Here is an 18,093-nt window from a genome sequence, read left to right on the forward strand (position 1 = left end):
CCCTCGGAGAGGTCCTCGCCGTGCGATGCACCGGGCAGGCGCATCGGGAGCCAGTCCGGCGGCGCAGCCGGGCGGAACAGAAGGCGATCGATGACGACGATCGGTGTGGAAGAGGAGTACCTGCTGCTCGACCCGGTCACGGGACTGCCGGTGCCCCTCGGGGACAAGGTGCTTGCCACCGCGGGCCTGGGGCACCTCGTGGCCGACCATGAGGTGCAGTGCGAGCTGCTGCAGGCGCAGGTCGAGGTGGCCACGCCGGTGTGCGGCACGCTGGAGGAGGTCGGCGGACACCTGCTCCGGCTACGGCATGCCGTCGGGGCGGCCGCCGAGACGCACGGCTGCCGGATCGCGGCCTGCGCGACACCCCCGCTGCGCCACGGCCGCCCCGTGGCCGTCACCGACCAGGCCCGGTACCGGGCCATGCTCACCCAGGCGCCCCAGCTCGTGGCGGAGCAGCTGGTCAACGGCATGCACGTGCACGTCGGGGTCCCCAGCCGGGAGACCGCCCTGCAGATCCTGAACCGGATCAGGGTGTGGCTGCCGGCCCTGACCGCCCTGTCCGCGAACTCTCCGCTGTGGGACGGCCACGACACCGGCTTCGCCAGCTGGCGCACCGTGATCTTCAGCCGGTGGCCGGTCAGCGGCATGCCCCCGCACTTCGCCGACATCGCCGACCACGACCGGCGCGTGCAGCGGCTGCTGGACTGCGGTCTGATCTCGGACACCGGGCAGTTGTACTGGCAGGCGCGGCTCTCGGCGCGGTACCCCACCATCGAGGTGCGGTGCCTGGACGTGCAGCTGGGCGCGGACGACGCGGTGATGCTCACGGGCCTCGTCCGGGCTCTGGTGCAGACCGCGCTGGCGGAGTCCGCCGCCGGCGCTCCCGAGCTGGACTGTGACCAGGAACTGCTGCAGGGGAGCATGTGGCACGCCGCCCGGCACGGGCTGAGCGGCACTCTGGTCGACCCCGGCGGCCGGCAGCGCCGGGCCGGCGAGATGCTGTACGAGCTGCTGCGCCACGTCGCCCCCGCCCTCGACGCGTCCGGTGACAGCCGGCAGGTGACGGCCCTGGTCCACCGGCTCCTCCAGAGCGGCACCGGCGCGGACCGGCAACGTGACGCCCTCGCCCAGGGCGGCCTGCCCGCGGTCACCGACCTGATCCTCGCCCAGAGCACCATGCCCTGACCAACACCGTCGGTCGTCCGGGCCGCCCGCCGTCAGCTGCCGTGCCGGGTCTCCGTCCCCGTGCTCCGCCGCTGCGCCTGCCCCTCGTCCGGCGCCTGGCCGTCCCGGCCCTGGCGACGCAGGCGGATCTCGACGTGGCCGTCGGCGATCCGGGTCTCGAAGGACGGCTGGGGTGCGGTGGCCGGGCCGCGGACGTTCCAGCCGTCCGAGAGCCGGAAGACACTGCCGTGCCAGGGGCACTGGACGCAGCCGTCGCTGACCGTGCCCTCGGAGAGCGGCCCGGCGAGGTGGCTGCACCGCTCGGCCAGGGCGTGGACCGCCCCTCCGGATTCCCGGACGACCAGGACCGGGACGTCGTCCACGCTGCGCCGCACCGGCCGGTCGACCGGGAACTCGGCCACGGCTCCGATCCGGTGCCAGCCCTGGGTGACGACGTGCGGGACCTCTTCGGCGTGGTTCGCGCCGGACGCCTGGCGGTAGGCCAGGTGGCCGCCCAGCATGCCGCCGACCGCGACCGCCGTCAGCCCCAGGAAGCCGTAGGCCCGGCCCGCCGCGTGCCGTCCCCGGACGCGGCTGGTGAGCGAGGCGGCGTACAGGCCGACGGCCGCCGAGTTGGCGAGGGCGTGCGCGAGTCCGACACGCTGCTGCTGGCGGTGCAGCTCCGCCCAGTCGACCCAGCCCGCCAGGGCCGCGGGCGCGGCGGAGGTGAGGCCGACGCCGACCAGCAGACCCGCCTCGCGGGAGCGGCCGGGGTACAGGTCCAGTACGGCCGCCGACAGCCAGCTGCCGATCGGCACCTGCACCATCAGCGGGTGCACCGGGTGCCCCAGCCACCTGCCGTGCAGGAGGTCCCGCCCGTTGCCGAGCGGCAGGGCCTGCACCTTCTTGCGGACCGCGTCGATCACCGTGTCGGCCATGGGCTCCCGCTCCAGGCGGTCCAGCATGCGCAGGAGGCGGCTCTGCCGCATCCGCGAACGACGGCGTGGCGTAGTACTCATGGTCGGCCGGGTTTCCCCCCGCACGGACGGCAAACAGCGCGGAAGCCGCTGCGCGGGCGCGCCGGGATGCGGTGCGGCGGAATGGTCGGGTCCTGGTCCGGGACGGCCGGCGCGGGCGGCACCGTACCGCGCCGCGCCGGAGCGCCCTCGCCGCGGTGCCCGCCGGCGCGGTCGGGACCGCCGGGCGGCGGGTGGCGCGGGGCTCGGCGGCCGTCCGACCGGTCCGGCGGGCAAGGCGCCGTCGCCGACCGGGCTTTGGGCGTGGAACACCGTGCAGTCCGGTGGCGGACACTCTCCTGCGCCGCGGGGCTGTGTCGTGCGTGCAAAGGGCTCTTGGAAGCGCAAAATGGGATCATGCAGGGCTTCTGCATCACCAGCCCCTCAGGCGGGGAGGTACACAGATGCCACAGACCACGCGTTCCAAGCCCTATTTCGAGCTTCGCATCGGCGGCTTCCACGCCACCTCCGACCGCCTCCCGGTGCGGTTCCTGGCACTCGTGTCCAGCGCGGTGACCGGCGCCGCCGCGTTCCTCTGGAGACGCTGACCGGCCGGGTCGGGAGGGTTCGACAGGGTGGGAAGCCGCGAGGCGCGGAAGCGTCCACGGCGCCGCCCGGGCGGCCGTGCCGCGCGGCCGGCGCGCACGTGAGGAAGCACGGGATCGGTGTGAGACTGGGCGAGGAAGAGGTGATCCCCGTGCCGGATCCGCCACACGCCCACACCGACCGCGGCCCCCATCCCGACCCCGCCGTCGACGAGAACCGGCTCGAACAGCTCATCTCCCGGGCACAGACGGCCCTGCCGGTGGAACTGCCCGCACTGGCCGGGCAGTGCGCCTCGGCGCTGGGCCTGGGCACCGCGCTGATCTACCTCGCCGACCTGCAACAGCGGCTGCTCGTTCCCCTCGACGAGGCCGTGGAATCGCTGGCCGTGGACCACTCGTCGGCAGGCTGGGCGTACCGCACGGTCGCCCCGAGGGTGGTCGACGCCGATGACGGCCTGATCGTCTGGATGCCCCTCGTCGACGGTGCGGAGCGGCTGGGCGTGCTGGCGGTGCGCACCGCCTCGCTCGACGGGCGGCTGATGCGCCGCAGCCGGATGCTGGCCGATCTGTTCGCCATGCTGATCACCTCCAAGCGCGCCTACAGCGACTGGCTCGCCGCCCGCACGCGCAGCGCAGTCATGCAGCTGCCCGCCGAGATGCTGCGGGCCTTCCTGCCCCCGCGCACCATCGGCAGCAGCAGGTGCGTATCGACCGCGGTCCTGGAACCGGCGTACGACATCGCCGGCGACGCCTTCGACCACTCGGTGGTCAAGCACGTGCTGCACACGATGATCCTCGACGGCATGGGGCACGATCTGACCGCCGGCCTGACCACCTCGGTCGCCATGGCGGCGGCGCGCAACACCCGCCGCCGCGGCGGTGACCTGACCGAGGTCGTCGGCTCCGTCGACCGGGCGTTGGCCGAGTGGCTGCCCGACCACTTCTGCACCGGTGTGCTGTGCCGGCTCGACGCGGAGACCGGGGTACTGCGCTGGGTCAACTGCGGTCACCCCGCACCGTTGTTGATCCGTGACGAGCGGGTGCTCACCGGCGCGCTGGACAGCCCCCCGCAACCGCCGATCGGCCTGGCCGGCCCGCTCTTCCCGACGGCCCGGCAGATCAACGAGACGAAGCTGGAACCGGGTGACTGCGTCCTGCTGTACACCGACGGTGTCGTGGAGGCGCGCGACGAGAACGGTGCGGAGTTCGGGCTCGGCCGGTTCACCGACTTCATCATCCGCTCCGACGCCGCCGGCGAGCGACCGGCCGAGGTGCTGCGGCTGCTCATCCACGCCATCCTCGACTACCAGCGCAACCAGCTACGGGACGACGCGACCATCCTGCTCTTCGAATGGCGCCCGCAGGATCCGTGACGCGGGACGCGCGCACCCCGGCCCCGCGTCCCGGGGCCGGGGTGCGCGCGTCCCGTCACGGAGACCGGGTCGAGGTCACAGCAATCGGTCGACCAGTCCGTCGATGTAGTCCGGGGTGAGCGGGACCATGCCGAACAGGACGCGGATGTACATCGGGGCCAGGATGTGGTCCAGCACGTCGAACGCGTCGGGTGCGGGCTCGCCACGGTCGCGGGCGCGATCGAGCATGGACTGCAGTTGCCGGGTGCGTTCTGCGCGGAGTTGGGCACCGGCCCGCAGGCCCTGCTGACCGCTGCTCGACAGGGCGAAGGCCAGGTGCAGCACCGCAGGACCGTCGGGTCCGGTGATCTCGCGGGCCACTTGGGCCGCGTAAGTGCGCAGGTCGCCGGCGAGACTGCCGGTGTCGGGCATCGGCGAGCGCGCGTTGAGGCGGGTGAGCGCCACGTCGGTGAGCAGGGTTTCCAGGTTGCCCCACCGGCGGTAGATGCTGCTGTCGGCCACGCCTGCGCGGGCCGCGACCTCGCCGACGGTGAAGTTGCCGTAGCCGCGCTCACCGATCAGCTCGGTGACGGCCTGGTGCACCTGCGCGCCGACGCGGGCACTGCGCCCGCCGGGCCGCCGGGCTCGCTGTCCCTCGTTCATGCCCCCACCTTAACGCAGTCAAGACTTGCGTTTGCTAGGCAACCGTCTCTACAGTCACCTAACGCAGTCGCCGACTGCTTTAGGGCGCCCGGGTGGAACGCCACCCACGCCGGCCGCGACCGGGCGCACGCGACGATCGAGGGGGATCACATGGCCGCACCGCATGCGACCGCAGGCAGTCGACCGAACCGGACCGTGCTGCTCACGGTGACCTGCCTGGGCCAGTTCATGGTCCTGCTCGACAACACGATCGTCGGAGCGGCACTGCCCGACATGCAGCACCGGCTGCACACCCAGCTGACCGGACTGCAGTGGATCGTCGACGCGTACGTCCTGCTCGTCGCGATGCTGCTGCTGTCCGGCGGTGTCTTCGCCGACCGGTTCGGCCGCAAGCGGGTGTACCTGACCGGCGTGGCGGTGTTCACCGCCGCGTCGCTGCTGTGCAGCCTCGCGCCCTCGCTCGGCTGGCTGGTCACCGGCCGGGTGCTGCAGGGGATCGGGGCCGCGGCGCTCAGCCCCGCCTCGCTCGCCCTGCTCGCCGCCGCCCATCCCGTGCCGCAAGAACGGATCAAGGCGATCGGGCTGTGGGCCGGACTCAGCGGCATCGGTCTGGCCGCAGGCCCCGTGGCCGGCGGCGTGCTGACCCAAGCCTTCGGCTGGCCCGCCATCTTCCTGGTCAATCTGCCCATCGGCGTGGTCCTGCTGCTGCTCGGCCTGCGCCGCCTCGGCGAGTCCCGCAACCCGAGCGCCCTCGCGATCGACGTCCCGGGCACGGTGCTGTCCGTCCTGGCGGTGGGTGCACTGACCTACGGGCTGATCGAGGGGGGTGCCCGAGGCTGGACCTCACCGGTCATCCTGGGCAGCTTCGCCGCCGCGGTGATCCTCCTCGCCGCCTTCGTCACCGTCGAGGCCCGTCGTTCCGCTCCGATGCTGCCGCTGCGGCTGTTCCGGCAGCGCCTGTTCACCGTGTCCAACACCGCGATGGTCGTGGTGGGGTTCGCGCTCATGGGCTCGTCGTTCTTCTTCTCCCAGTTCTTCGTGTACGTCCAGGGCAGCTCGGTCCTGCGCGCCGGGCTGCAGACCCTGCCGCTGTCCCTCGCCATGGTGCTCGTCAGCCCGTACGCGGGCCGGCTCGCCGCCCGGTACGGCTTCCGGATCGTGGTCACCACCGGCCTGGCCCTGGCCGGCCTGGGGCTGCTGGCGCTCGGCATGGTGCACGCCGACACCGGCTACGGGACCGTGTGGTGGCGGCTGGGACTCGCCGGCATCGGCTTCGCCCTGGCCATGTCGCCGCTGACAGGCGCCGCCATCCAAGCGGTCAGCCCGCAGGAAGGCGGCCTCGCATCAGGCGTCAGCAGCACCACCCGGCAGATCGGCGCGGTGCTCGGCGTCGCGGTGCTCGGAGCCGTCGTCCGTACCCGGCAGTCCGGCGGCGCCTCCTTCGAGACGGGCCTCGACAGCGCCTTCCTCGCTGCCGGCACCGTCACGTCGGCCGCCGCCGTGTTCACCGCCCTGTGGCTGGCGAGGTCGAAGCCCGCAGAACGCGCCGCGACGCCGCGACGTTCCACCGACGCGGACGCGGTGACCACCTCGAACGAGGCACCCGCAAAAGGCCGTCGGCCCTGACAACCGCCTCGCCGGGAGAAACGGCTGTGCGCCGAGAACCCCGAATCCCCACCACCGGGCCAGGGTGATCCGGCCCCGGCCCGGTGACGCCCCACCAGGCGCGTGTGCGCCACCCCGCGACCACGCGGGGGACCCCGGCCCTCCACCGCATCCCCGCCGTGCGGCGGGATCAGCATCAACCGCACGGCCGCCCGCCTGCCCGACGCCGGTGCAGCCGAGGCACGCTCGTCGGCGAACTGCTCACTCACACGCTGAAGGACACGTTCGGCGACGGCGAGCAGTCCCGCCGGGGGCGAACCTACGCCGACCGCTTGGCCGGTGACCGGCCTCGCCGTGCTCTGACCGTTGCCGGTCAGGTGACGAGGCCGAGCCGCGGTCCGCCCCCATGGCGCAGCCGTCTGAAGAAGGCCAGGACGCCCGCGGAGCCGCCCGCCCAGGTGGCGCTGGGCCGGGCGAGCCCGGTGTCCGGGAACACGGGCCGGGACCAGGTGCCGCCGCTGCGGCTCAGGATGAGCAGGGCGACGGTCTCAGCCGCGTCCTGGAACTCCTGCGACCCGGTGGCCTCCGCGACGTCCACCATCAGGTCGCCCACTCCGGCCAGGCCGCAGCACTGCGTGACCAGCGGCATCCGCGGCGCCAGTGCGGCGCACGCGCGTGCGGCCCGCTGGGCGAGGCCGAGGTACCCGGGTTCGTCGAGGCGCACGGCGGCGCGGGCCAGTACGGTCCCGATCCCGGCCAGGCCCCGGCACCAGGAGCCGTAGCGGCGTGTGGCCCCCGGCTCGGCGGCCGCCGCGATGATGTCCGGGGTGACGGCGGCCAGATGCGCGGCCGCCTTCGCGGAGCGGCTGATCACGTCCGGGTCGCCGGTCACGCCGCCGTGTTCGAGCAGGAACAGGACGACGCCCGCCTCGCCGTGCGCGGCGCCCTCGCGCAGGGCGGCGCTGCCCGCCGTGTCCGGACCGGCCGGGGTCAGCCGGGCGGTGCCGGACGCCAGCATCCGGTCGCAGTCGGCGGCGACGGCAAGGTGCCGGTCCGCCGTGTGCCGGTCACCGGACCGGAGGGCGTGCCGGGCGAGGAGCAGCCGGCCCAGGCCGATGCCGGCGGCGCCCGCGATCAGGTCCGCCTCCGGCGCTCCGCCGTCCGGCGCGCGGTCCGGCAGGACGGGGTACGCGGACGCGGCGCCGGCGTCCGTCCCCGGCACTCTTCCCGCGTCCGGCCCCGCCTCGGCGAGGAAGAGTTCGACACCGGTGCGCCCCGTGTAGAAACCGGCTGGCAGGTTCCTGGACTGTTCGGCCGTCCACCGCGCCAAGGCGGTGACGGTGGACCGTACGTGGGGCCGGTGCGCGTGGTGGAGGAGTTCCAGACCGAGTCCCGAACTGCCGCCGTAGACGTCGATCGGGGTGGGGACGTTGAGCCGTGCGGCCCGTACCGGGTCCACGATCGCGTCCGCTTCCCCCACGCAGTACGCGGTCGTGTGCTCGATGATCTCGTCCAGCAGGTCGCTGCCGATCCGGGGGCGGGCGGGCCGGTGTGCGGGGCCGGCGGTGCCGGTGCGCAGGCGGTCAGCGGCCGCGGCCCTGTCGGCCGGGTCGAAACTCAGGAGGCCGGTGATCGACGACCGGATCTCCCGGTGGGCGCGCCCGGGCAGGGCCCATGCCAGGCAGGCCAGGGTCCGGTCCCGGTTGACCCGGTGGTCGGTGTCGACGATCACCGGGTCCAGGCCGGTGGCGGCGAAGAAGAGGGTCGCGCCGAGGGCGTAGTGGTCGTCGGCGGGGGTGGCCGGTCCCGTCGCGGGCAGGACCGGCTCGCTGTATCCCGGGGTCGCCCCGCCCGGGCCGGCGCCGTCCCGCTCGCTGATCCCGAAGTCGATCAGGTGGCAGTGGCCGGGGCCGGAGTCGTCGAGCACCACGTTGTCGGGCTTGAGGTCGCGGACGACCACGTTCCGGCCGTGGACCGCGTCCAGGATCCGCAGCAGCCGGCAGGCGAGGACGGACAGGGCGCGCGCCGGCCGGGTGCCGTCGTCCCGGTAGGGGCCGTCGCGCAGGACCTCCCTGCGCAGGTCGCGGTCGCCGCAGCTGCTCGTCACCAGGTACTCGTCCGACTCGTGGGCGAAGTAGTCGAGTGCGCGGGGCACCCCCGGTACGCCGTCGAGCACGGTGAGGACGGTCCGCTCGTTGCGCAGCCGGTGGCGGACGTCCGTACCGGACTCGTCCTCGCCGACGAAGGCCCTGGCCTGCTTGACGACCACCGGTCGCCCGGTGGTGCGGTCGACCGCGCGGTAGACGTTGCCGCGGGGTGAGCGCGTGATGCCGGCGGTGATCGCGTAGCGTCCGCCGCCGAAGCCGGCCGCGGAGGGTCCGTCCGCATGTCCGCGGCCGGCTGTGAACGGGTCCTCGGCCCAGGGCGGGCAACGGTAGCGGCCGACGGCAAGGCCGTCGAAGAGCCTGCCGTCCGGCCCGGTCATGACGGATTCGAGCCGCCCGCTGCGGCCGGTCCGGTAGTCGCCCGTGAAGGGGCCGTAGCGGTAGTAGACCGGGGCCCTCGGGTCGACGCGCCGGTCGCTGACGACCCGCGGGCCCTCCCGGTCACGCAGTACGGCGACGAGTTCCCGGGCGATCTCGACCACGGTACCGGCGAGCGGGTAGACGGTGATCGCCTTGCCGACGGCCCCCGCGCTCACCGCACCGGAGTTGAGGCGGCGCAGCGTGCCGGGGTCGCGGGCGAACTTCGCGTGGCAGACGTGCCGGGACAGCACCGGCAGGACGAGCCGGGTCACGGTGTCCAGCTCGGCGGAACGCGCCGACACGTGCAGTTTCCAGCCGTGTTCCATCGCCGGCATGCGTGGATCGTTCAGGTACGACCACGTGTCGTCCGACCAGCCACTGCGGCCGACGATGGAAACGGCCACCGCTACGAGTTCAGGTCGCAGGCGAAGCGGGTGGTGGCGGTCACCCACGGATCGGAGAGACACGCCGTGTGCTCGCGGTCCTCGCGGTCGTCGTCCTCGAACGGGATGGTCTCGTCGTCGATCTCCAGCGGACCCGCGTCGCGGAAACCGTCGGTCTTCAGAAGATCCGGCACGGCTACGGGCATGTGACGCCTCCATTGTCTGTCCGGCACTGAGGAACAGGAACGGCCGGCCCGGGCCGGTGGACCCGCTGGGCCGAGGACTCGCCGCACAAAGGTAGGGAGGAGCCGAACGTGCTGACAAGAGGTCAGATGGCACTGGTGTTCCCCGACTTCGCGTCACGGACAGCACTCGTTCCGACCGTCTTCGTGCTCCTCAACGCCCCTTCCGCGGACCGGCATAGTGGCCGCACGCATAGGCAAGCCCCGAACTATGTTGCCCCACCACACGCACCCCTGACCTGCGTCTTGTCGCCGCCGCATTGGACGGTGGAGTCGACCTGGAACCCGCGGCCGGGTCACTCGGCAGGGGCGCAGGGCCGGCGTGGACACGGTCGGGGACCTGCTGCGCGAGGAGGGCTTCGGCCGGCGGGCAGGCGCCCGAACCGTCCAGGACGAGCAGCATCCGGAACCGGCACCGGCCCCTACCTGAAGTGACACTCAGGGCAACGTGACGCCGGGGCCGCGACCCACGGCTCGTGCTACTCCCTGCGAGCAGAGCGGGGTCCCGGCTCACGCGGCGGCGCAGACTGCGGCAGGTCGTACGGGAGACAGGCCCACTGGCATCTCAAGGACTCACGAACCGCCCTCTGAGGAGGACTGGAGGGTAGTGGTGCATTCGGCTTCCTGGGCGGCCATGAGCTCGTCGCCATGCTCGAAGGCCCACGCTCCGACAGCGTCGATGGGTGCCAGCAAAGTCCGCCCCAGGGCGGTGAGTCGGTACTCGACGCGCGGTGGTGCTCCGGGGTGTGCCTGCCGCTCCACCAGGCCGTTGGACTGCAAGCGCCGCAGCGTCTCGGTGAGGACCTTGGAACTGATCCCCCCGATCTGACGGCGCAGTTCGACCGGGCGTCCGGGGCCGTCGCGCAGTGCCCAGAGCACAACGGCGTTCCAAGTGTTGGACAGGAGGTCGAAGGCGAGGCGGGCACGGCAGTCGGCGAGGAAGGCGTCGGTCGTCACGTACCAAATGGTGCCCGACAGGCCCTCTAGTGTCGCTGCGAACGGTCCGAGCAGGTCCTGGGAGGGAAAGCGTGATGAGAATCGGTGTACTGGGCACGGGCAACATGGCGGATGCGCTCGCCACCCACTGGGTACGGGCCGGGCACGACGTGGTCGTCGGAGGACGGGACGTGCACAAGGCGGAGCGGCTCGCCACGCGCCTCGGGGGCAGCGCGAAGCCGGGCAGTCTGCGTGCGGCGGCCGAGTTCGGTCAGGTGGTGCTGGCCGCGCTGCCCTTCGGCGCGGGGGCGAGCGTGGCGCGGGAACTGCGGACGGCCCTGGACGGCAAGGTGCTGATCGACTGTTCCAATCCGGTCGGTCCGGGCTTCCTGCTGCTGACACAGGGCGGCCCCTCGGCCGCACAGCAACTGGCTGCGGCGGCACCGGGAACTCATGTGGTCAAGGCGTTCAATCTCTGCCATGAGGACGTGTGGCGCATGACACCGCCCGTCTTCGACGGGCGGTCACTGGCCGTTCCGGTCTGCGGAGACGACGAGACGGCCCTCGCGCTCGTACACCAGTTGGTGCGGCAGGCCGGCTGCGAGCCCGTGGCCGGCGGTGGTCTCGAACGAGCGGGACTCCTGGAAGCGACCGCCGCGCTCTTCATCGGGCTGTGGGTCGGCGAGGAGGCCGACGCCCAAGCAATCGCACCCCCGCTGGCCTATGCCGCCGGACCGGCACACGAGGAACCAGAAGACGCCGAGAAGGCTTTTCGCTAGGAGCGTGCGCTCTCACGCGGTAAGGGCTCCACCGGGCGGGGTGCGGCTGCGGGCTGCCCGGTGGAGTCCGGCCGCTACCGCGTCAGCAGCTTCTCCAGGACGTCCGCGCCCTTCGACGCGCCGCCCGCCCCGCGCACGATCCGGCTCAGGGCCGCCGCCCCGGGGCGGCAGGACCGGACGTCCTGGACGGCGTCGCGCAGGCCCTGCACGGTCGGCTCGGCGAGCGTCCTGCCGACCCGCAGCTCCTCCGCCCGCCGGGCGATCGCCCGCTGTTCCGGGATCTGCGGCACCGCCACGAAGGGCACCCCGTGGTAGAGGGACTCCATCGCCGAGTTCATCCCGGCGTGGCTCAGGAACACCTCGGTGTGCCGCAGCACCGCCACCTGCGGCACATGTGCGTGCACCTCGACATTCGCCGGGATGGGGCCCAGCGACTCCTGGTCCAGCCCACCCACCGCCATGACGACCTGCCAGTCGCTGTCCCCGAACGCCTCGACGCAGGTCCGGTAGAACTCGGGCCGGTCGTTGAAGACGGTTCCCAGCGATATCAGCAGCACCGGGGCCTGCGACCGGGGGCTCCACTCCTCAGTGGTCTGCCGGCTGCTCAGCGACGGCCCGACGAAGTGGAAGCGCTCGTCGAAGGTCTCCCCCGACATCTGGAACTCGCGGGGGATGAACACCAGGCTCGTCGGGGCCACGTGGCCGAACATCAGGTTCGGGTCCTCCAGGAAGGTGTGGCCCTGCGCGAACTTCCCCATGTCCTGGATCGCCGCCACCAGCCGGGGGTCGGTGTGGTCGAAGCCGGCCGGTAAGTACACCTGCGCCGCCGAGAAGGACTCGTTCTCCGCGAAGGTCGGCACCAGGGAGATCTCCCGCACCTTGAGCAGGTTCGCCAGCATCCTCCCGGTGAAGGTCACCGAGTCGTAGCACACCGCGTCCGGCGGGTCGGCCGAGAAGTGCTCGGCCAGGACGGGGAAGGAGGCACGCGCGTCGTCGAGGTAGTACTCCATCGTCACGGCGAGCTGTTCCGCCGTGAACTCGCCCCGCGCCGCCATGTCGGGTGGCAGCTGCGAGGGCAGGGTCACCGGCGACGCCCCGGCGTCGACGGGGCCGTCCATGGTGGCCGGTCCCGTGGCGTAGCTGACCCGGTGACCGCGCCGGACCAGCTCTTCGACCAGCGGCAGGGTCGGGTTCACATGACCGGACGCGGGCGCGCTCACGAAGGCGAAATGGGCCATCAGCTCTCCTCCAGGACGACCGGCAGGGTCTTGTGTCCATTGGTGAAGAAGGAACCCAGCGGCTTGAGTTCGGACGACGGGACGGCCAGCCGCAGCCGGGGGAACCGGGAGAACAGCGCGGACAGCGCCGTCGTCGCCTCCAGCTTCGCCAGGGGGCTGCCGAGGCAGTAGTGCACGCCGTGTCCGAAGGTGAGGTGGTCGGCCCGCGACGGCCGGGTGACGGAGAAGTCCTCGGCGTCGGCCCCGTGCTGCGCCGGGTCGCGGCCGGCCGCGCCGTAGGACAGCAGGATCGCCTCGCCCTTGCGGATCCGCACGCCGTCCACGGAGATGTCCTCCACGGCGTACCGCAGCGGCAGGTTCGGCACCGGCGCCTGCCAGCGCAGGGTCTCGTCCACCACGTCCTCCCACGTGCTGGTCCCGGACCGGACCAGGGCGAGCTGAGACGGGTGCGTGGCCAGCGCGTGGACGGCGTGGTCGAGCAGGTTGACCGTCGTCTCGAAGCCGGCGGATATGGTCAGGAGCAGGGTGTCCAGCAGTTCCCGCTCGGACAGTCGTGAGCCGTCCGCCTCCCGCGCGGTGATCAGGTCGCTGGTCATGTCGTCGCCGGGGTCGCGCCGTTTGGCGGCCACGAGGTCCTTGAGCAGCATGTACAGCTCGCCGGAGGCGGCGTGCACGCCCGCCGGGTCCGCGTCGAGGCTGAACACCGCGTCCACCAGCCGCCGCAGGTCCGCGCCCGTCTGTGCGGTCACCCCGAACAGTCCGGTGATGACCTGGATCGGCAGCGGGAACGCGAACCGTGCGCGCAGGTCGACCGTCTGTCCCGGCGGCACCGCGGCCAGGTCGGCGATCAGACCGGCCGTGATCTCCTCGACGCGCGGCCGCATCACTTCGATACGGCGCGGGGTGAACGCCTTGGCCACCAGGCTGCGCAGCCTGGTGTGGTCGGCCCCGTAGGCGGTGAACATGTTCTGCATCGCGACCCACATGATCAGCGGCCAGTCCGGTGGGACGTCGCCGTCGCGCCACATGGGCCAGTGCCTGTTCGCGTCCTTGGAGACCCTCGGGTCGAGCAGCAGCTTCTTCGCCAGGTCGTGCCCGGTGACGGCCCAGGCCGACACGCCACCGGGCAGTTCGACGGGCGTGGCCGGGCCGCGCTCGCGCAAGGCAGCGGCCTCGCCGAAGATGTCGCCGCCCGAGGGGTCGATGACATACGCGTCGGTGGGCGGGGCCTGTGCGCGCACCGGCTCGGTGAAGGTGGTGGTCGTACGGGGCTTGGGCGGCTCGGTGACCTCCAGCAGGGACGCGGTGAACCGCGAGCCCATGCCGAGGCCGATCGACATGATGGTGTCGCCGGGCTTGAGGGTCTCGTCGTGCAGCAGGTGGTCCATGCCGAGCAGTTGGTCGCACGGCCCGACGTGGCCGAGCTCGCGCAGCATCGGCCAGGTGGTGCGGCCCAGGTCGATGCCGAGCGGCTCCAGCACGACGACCTCCAGTTGGGCCAGGCCCAGACCGGTGACGACGAACCGGGTGATGTCGGCGACGCTGACGCCGGCCTCCTTGGCGGCCTGCTCGACCGCGGTGACCAGTGCCCCGCTCATCAGCGTCAGATACGGGGCCAGGCCGGTGACCTCGATCGGCGTACGGTTGCGGTGGCCCTCGGGGTCCGGGATGGTCGGGGTGGCGAGGACCTCCATCTGGGTCGCGGAGCTGTTGGCGGTCGCGACCAGCCGCGCCCGGCCGCCCTCGCGGTTGAGCACGGCCGCGACCGCACCGTCGGCCAGGAAGATCCCGATGGAGGGCTGCCAGCGTTCCCACCGCGGCGGCAGGAACCGGGCGGTGGCCGTGACCAGGGTCGCGGTCGCGGCCGGGTCGGCCACCAGGTGCGCGGCGGCGGACTGCAGCGCGGCCGAGCCGCCGTTGCTGGTCGCCTCGACCTCGTAGACGAGGGCGTGGCCGAGGCCGAGGACGCGCTGCAGGTGGCAGGAGGACGCCATGTGGTCCTGGTGGTCCATCTGGGCGTAGGCGGCCATGGAGATGTCGGCGCCGCTGAGGCCGGACTCGCGCAGGGCTCCGATCGCCGCGTGCACGGCCATCGCGTGCTCGGTGACGTCGTCGGAGCGGGTGAACGACACGAAGTCCGACAGCGCGAGCAGCCGCCGCATGGTTTCGGTGTCCGGCACCGCCTGCGTCGCGGGCGTGCGGGGCGGCAGATATCTCCCCGTTCCGCCGATGTAGACGTTGTCCCAGATCATGCGTCGTCCTTTCCCCTGAGTGCGGACAACCCGGCCCCGTATCCGCTGAAGTCGAGGAGCCACGTGCTGATGGCCAGCGCCGTGGCCGCGGAGTGCTCCTCCAGTACGGTGAAGTGGTCGCCCGGGACGGTGAGCACCTCCTGGGCGGTGGTGGACAGCCGGTGCGACGAGCGCTTCCCGGTGCCCACCAGCAGCACCGGCGCGGTGACGGGCTCCGGAGCGCCGGCCAGATCGAGGTAACGGCCCATGGCCACCAGCCGGTCGTCGTCGACCGGCTGGACCTGGTGGCCGGCGTCGAGCATGCCGGTGAGCACACCCGGCAGGTCGTCGGGGTAGCCGTCGATCAGCACCACGGCGCTGGGCCGGGCCCCCCGCCGTTCCAGTTCCCTGGCGGTCGCCAGCGCCAGCCACGCGCCCACCGAACGGCCGACCAGCACCGGCGCGGCGTCGGCCGACGCGGCGTCGGCGAGTGCCTGGACCAGGACGTCGGCGTCCGCGGGCAGCGGGTCGCCGGCGAAGCCCGGCAGGGTGACCGCTGTGACGTCGCGGGCGGCCTCCAGCGCCGCGGCGAACCGCCCGTACTCCTCGATGCCGCCGGACGCCAGCGCGGACGGCAGGCAGACCAGCGACGGCTGGAGGAAGCCGGCCGCGAGGGCGACCACCTCGGCCTTGGGCGCGTCGGTGGCCGGGCTCAGCCGGGACGCCGTGGCCAGCAGGTCGAGGCCGTCCTGCGCACGGCCGACGTCGACGGCCTTGCGCAGCAGGCGCTCCAGCGGCCCGGCGACCCGGTTCTCCGGCGAGCACAGCTGCCCGTAGAGGTGGTTGACGAGCTGTTCGGGCGTCGGGAAGTCGAAGACGAGGGTCGCCGGGAGCTGGAGCCCGGTGGCCGCGTTGAGCCGGTTGCGCAGCTCGATGGCGGTCAGCGAGTCGACGCCGTGGTCGCGGAACGGCTGACGCGGGTCGTCGATCCCGCCGGGGGTCATCCCGAGGATGTTGGCGCTGTGCGTGACGACCAGGTCGAGCAGCAGGGCGCGCTGGTCGGGCTCGGGCAGGGCTTCGAGCCTGGCCCGCAGGTCGCCGGGGCCGGCTGCCGGGGCCGGCGCGCGCCGCGGCCGGGCGAGTCCGCGCAGCAGCGCGGGCGGGGTGTCGATCGCCGCGAGGTCGAGGCGGACCGGCACCAGCGCCGGGCGTTCGCCGGCCAGGGCGGTGTCGAACAGGTCGAGGGCCTGCTCGGTGGCCAGCGGCAGCATCCCGGTCCTCGCCAGCCGGCGGTGGTCGGCCTCGGTCAGGTTCCCGGTGATGCCGCTGGACTCGGCCCACTGGCCCCAGGCCAGGGAGGTGACCGGCAAACCGCGCGCGTGCCGGTGCTCGGCGAGCCCGTCGAGGAACGCGTTCGCGGCGGCGTAGTTGGCCTGCCCGGGGGCGCCGAACACCCCGGACGCCGAGGAGAACAGTACGAACGCCCGCAGGTCCAGGTGCTCGGTGGCCTCGTGCAGGTGCCACGCGGCATCGGCCTTCGGACGCAGCACCGTGTCGATCTGCGCCGGTGTCATCGATTCCACCACGGCGTCGTCGACGACCCCGGCGGCGTGCACGACGGCCCGCAGGTCGGGGATCGAGGCGACGAGATCCCTCAGTGCCCCGCGGTCACCGGCGTCGCAGGCGACCACGGTGAGGGCGGCGCCCAGCTCCTGCCGGAGTCCGGGCGGCTCGACGCCGCGGCGGCCGGCGAGCACCACGTGCAGGGCGCCGTGCCGCGCGACCAGGTGCCGGGCGACCAGGACGCCGAGGGTGCCGGTGCCACCGGTGATCAGCACGGTGCCGTCCAGGGGCCCGGCCGGCGCGGCCGGCGCGGCCCTCACCAGCCTCGGCACGAGTGCTTTTCCGTCGCGCAACCGGATCTCGGGCTCGCCGTCGCTCACGGCGGCGCGCACCGCGGCGGGGATCGCCCGTCGTGAGGCGGCCGTGCCGTCGTGCCGGACGGTCAGGATCCGTCCGGGGTTCTCGCTGTGCGCGCTGCGCAGGAAGCCGCGGGCGGCGGCCGAGGCCGGGTCGTCGCCGGTGAGGACCACGAGCCGGGCCGGCGTGTCGGCGGCCAGGAACTCCCGTACCCTGCCGAGCAGTTCCCCGGTCACCGCGTGGGCGGCCGCGACCGGTTCGCCCTCGCCGGCGACCTCGTGGAGGACCGTCTCGGTGTCCGGGCCGTCCGGTGCCGCCATCGGGGACCAGTCGACGGCGAACAGCGCGTTCGGCCGGCGGCCGGCCCCGTGACCCGCCGCTTCGACGGGCCGCAGGACGATCTCGTCGATGCTCACGACCGGCGTCCCGGCGGTGTCGGTGATCCGCACCGCGCAGGTGTCCGGCCCGGTCGGGTGCAGCACCACGCGGACCGCCGCGGCCGACCCGGTGACCGACACACCGGAGAACGAGAAGGGCAGCCGAGCCGGGCTGCCGCCGGCGCCGCCGTCCTCGGCCGCGAGGCCGGCGAGCAGGGTCAGCGGCTGTATGGCGGCGTCCAGGAGCGCGGGGTGGACGCGGTAACCGGTGAGCTGCGCGAGGTCCGCCGGGAAGCTCACCTCGGCGTGCAGGTCCTCGCCGTGCCGCCGGATGCCGGTGAGCCCCTGGAAGGTCGGCCCGTAGTCGTAGCCGGCTTCGGCGAGCCGGTCGTAGAACGAGCCGGTGTCGATCGGCGCGGCCTCGCTGTCGTCCGCCCCGGGCACGGCCGCCCGGTCGGCCCGTGTCGCCCGGTCCGCCGGCGGACCGAGCACGCCGGTCGCGTGGCGGGTCCACTCGTCGGGCTCGGCGGAGGTGCGGGAGTGGACGGTGACGGGCCGGCGTCCGGTGTCGTCGGGCGCGCCGACGGTGACCTGCACGTGCACACCGTCGCGCTCGGACAGCACGAGCGGCGCCTCCAGGACCAGCTCGGACAGTACGGGGCTGCCCGTGTGTTCGCCGGCGTGGACGGCCATGTCCACGAACGCCATCGCGGGCAGCAGCGTCGAACCGAGCACGGTGTGCTCGGCCAGCCACGGGTGGACGGACGCGGAGAGCTTCCCGGTCAGCACCACGCCCTGCCCGTCGGGGAGCTGCACCAGGGACCGCAGCAGCGGGTGGTCGGGCGTGTCGAGGCCCTCCGCCGGGGTGGTGGGCTGGAGCCAGTAGTGCTGGTGCTGGAAGGGATACGAAGGCACCCCCACACCCGCCCAGGTCTTCGTAGTAATGGGGGGCGTCCAGCGCGCGGCACCGTCCACCCACAACCGGCCCAGCCCCGCGAACAACCGCTCCGGAGTATCCCCACCACGCCGCATCAACCCGTTGCCCACCAGCAACGGATGCGGACCCACCTCCACAAACCCCGTCACACCCTGCCCCGCCAGCCACTCCAGAGCATCG

Annotated in this window: 13 protein-coding genes; 5 read left to right on the plus strand and 8 right to left on the minus strand. The window is 73.1% G+C overall.

Annotated features, from left to right (window positions below):
* Nucleotides 1-90 precede the first annotated feature (90 nt).
* Nucleotides 91-1,185, plus strand: a complete 1,095-nt coding sequence (locus IG05_RS0137445) for a carboxylate-amine ligase (protein ID WP_030348582.1) — start codon at nt 91-93, stop codon at nt 1,183-1,185.
* A 32-nt stretch (nt 1,186-1,217) separates the two neighbouring features.
* Here the strand turns inward: IG05_RS0137445 and IG05_RS0137450 are convergent, their stop codons facing one another.
* A complete protein-coding gene (locus IG05_RS0137450; RefSeq protein ID WP_030348583.1) occupies nt 1,218-2,153 on the minus strand; it encodes a Rieske 2Fe-2S domain-containing protein in 936 nt (311 codons plus the stop codon).
* Between the two features lie 431 nt (nt 2,154-2,584).
* Here IG05_RS0137450 and IG05_RS48095 point away from each other — a divergent pair, with 431 nt between their 5' ends.
* Both IG05_RS48095 and IG05_RS0137460 read left to right on the plus strand, forming a co-directional pair.
* A complete protein-coding gene (locus tag IG05_RS48095) occupies nt 2,585-2,728 on the plus strand; it encodes a hypothetical protein (protein WP_158839093.1) in 144 nt (47 codons plus the stop codon).
* Between the two features lie 149 nt (nt 2,729-2,877).
* On the plus strand, nt 2,878-4,098 hold the full coding sequence (locus IG05_RS0137460; protein WP_234336183.1) for a PP2C family protein-serine/threonine phosphatase: 1,221 nt from the start codon (nt 2,878-2,880) through the stop codon (nt 4,096-4,098).
* Nucleotides 4,099-4,173: 75 nt separating this feature from the next.
* On the opposite strand, the gene IG05_RS0137465 is transcribed toward IG05_RS0137460, so the two are convergent.
* Nucleotides 4,174-4,740 carry a TetR/AcrR family transcriptional regulator gene (locus tag IG05_RS0137465; RefSeq protein ID WP_030348585.1) on the minus strand — a complete coding sequence of 189 codons (567 nt, stop codon included), beginning with the start codon at nt 4,738-4,740 and terminating at the stop codon, nt 4,174-4,176.
* 150 nt (nt 4,741-4,890) lie between these two features.
* Between IG05_RS0137465 and IG05_RS0137470 the strand changes: the two genes are divergently transcribed.
* Nucleotides 4,891-6,366, plus strand: coding sequence for an MFS transporter (locus IG05_RS0137470; protein WP_030348586.1), 1,476 nt, complete (start codon nt 4,891-4,893; stop codon nt 6,364-6,366).
* Nucleotides 6,367-6,718: 352 nt separating this feature from the next.
* On the opposite strand, the gene lanL is transcribed toward IG05_RS0137470, so the two are convergent.
* The 3 genes from lanL to IG05_RS0137485 form a co-directional block, all read right to left on the minus strand.
* Nucleotides 6,719-9,274 (minus strand): class IV lanthionine synthetase LanL, encoded by a 2,556-nt coding sequence (gene lanL / locus IG05_RS0137475; RefSeq protein WP_030348587.1) that lies wholly within the window; start codon nt 9,272-9,274, stop codon nt 6,719-6,721.
* Nucleotides 9,275-9,276: 2 nt separating this feature from the next.
* Nucleotides 9,277-9,459, minus strand: a complete 183-nt coding sequence (locus tag IG05_RS0137480) for an SflA family class IV lanthipeptide (protein ID WP_030348588.1) — start codon at nt 9,457-9,459, stop codon at nt 9,277-9,279.
* A 609-nt stretch (nt 9,460-10,068) separates the two neighbouring features.
* The gene (locus IG05_RS0137485; RefSeq protein ID WP_030348589.1) at nt 10,069-10,452 is read right to left on the minus strand and encodes a winged helix-turn-helix transcriptional regulator; all 384 of its coding nucleotides are present in this window, start codon (nt 10,450-10,452) and stop codon (nt 10,069-10,071) included.
* 74 nt (nt 10,453-10,526) lie between these two features.
* Here IG05_RS0137485 and IG05_RS0137490 point away from each other — a divergent pair, with 74 nt between their 5' ends.
* Nucleotides 10,527-11,210: an NADPH-dependent F420 reductase gene (locus IG05_RS0137490; protein WP_037815468.1), complete on the plus strand. Its 684-nt coding sequence runs from the start codon at nt 10,527-10,529 to the stop codon at nt 11,208-11,210.
* Nucleotides 11,211-11,284: 74 nt separating this feature from the next.
* Here IG05_RS0137490 and IG05_RS0137495 read toward each other — a convergent pair whose 3' ends face one another.
* Genes IG05_RS0137495 through IG05_RS0137505 form a run of 3 tightly spaced genes read right to left on the minus strand, consistent with a single transcriptional unit; the run spans nt 11,285 to nt 17,891 of the window.
* The gene (locus tag IG05_RS0137495) at nt 11,285-12,448 is read right to left on the minus strand and encodes a macrolide family glycosyltransferase (RefSeq protein ID WP_030348591.1); all 1,164 of its coding nucleotides are present in this window, start codon (nt 12,446-12,448) and stop codon (nt 11,285-11,287) included.
* A complete protein-coding gene (locus IG05_RS50360; protein WP_158839101.1) occupies nt 12,448-14,700 on the minus strand; it encodes a cytochrome P450 in 2,253 nt (750 codons plus the stop codon). Before IG05_RS50360 ends, IG05_RS0137495 begins: the two co-directional genes overlap by 1 nt.
* Nucleotides 14,697-17,891 (minus strand): type I polyketide synthase, encoded by a 3,195-nt coding sequence (locus IG05_RS0137505; protein WP_051790663.1) that lies wholly within the window; start codon nt 17,889-17,891, stop codon nt 14,697-14,699. The genes IG05_RS50360 and IG05_RS0137505 overlap by 4 nt, the downstream gene beginning before the upstream one ends.
* Nucleotides 17,892-18,093 lie beyond the last annotated feature (202 nt).

This window comes from Streptomyces sp. NRRL S-1022, from assembly GCF_000720135.1.
GTDB lineage: Bacteria > Actinomycetota > Actinomycetes > Streptomycetales > Streptomycetaceae > Streptomyces.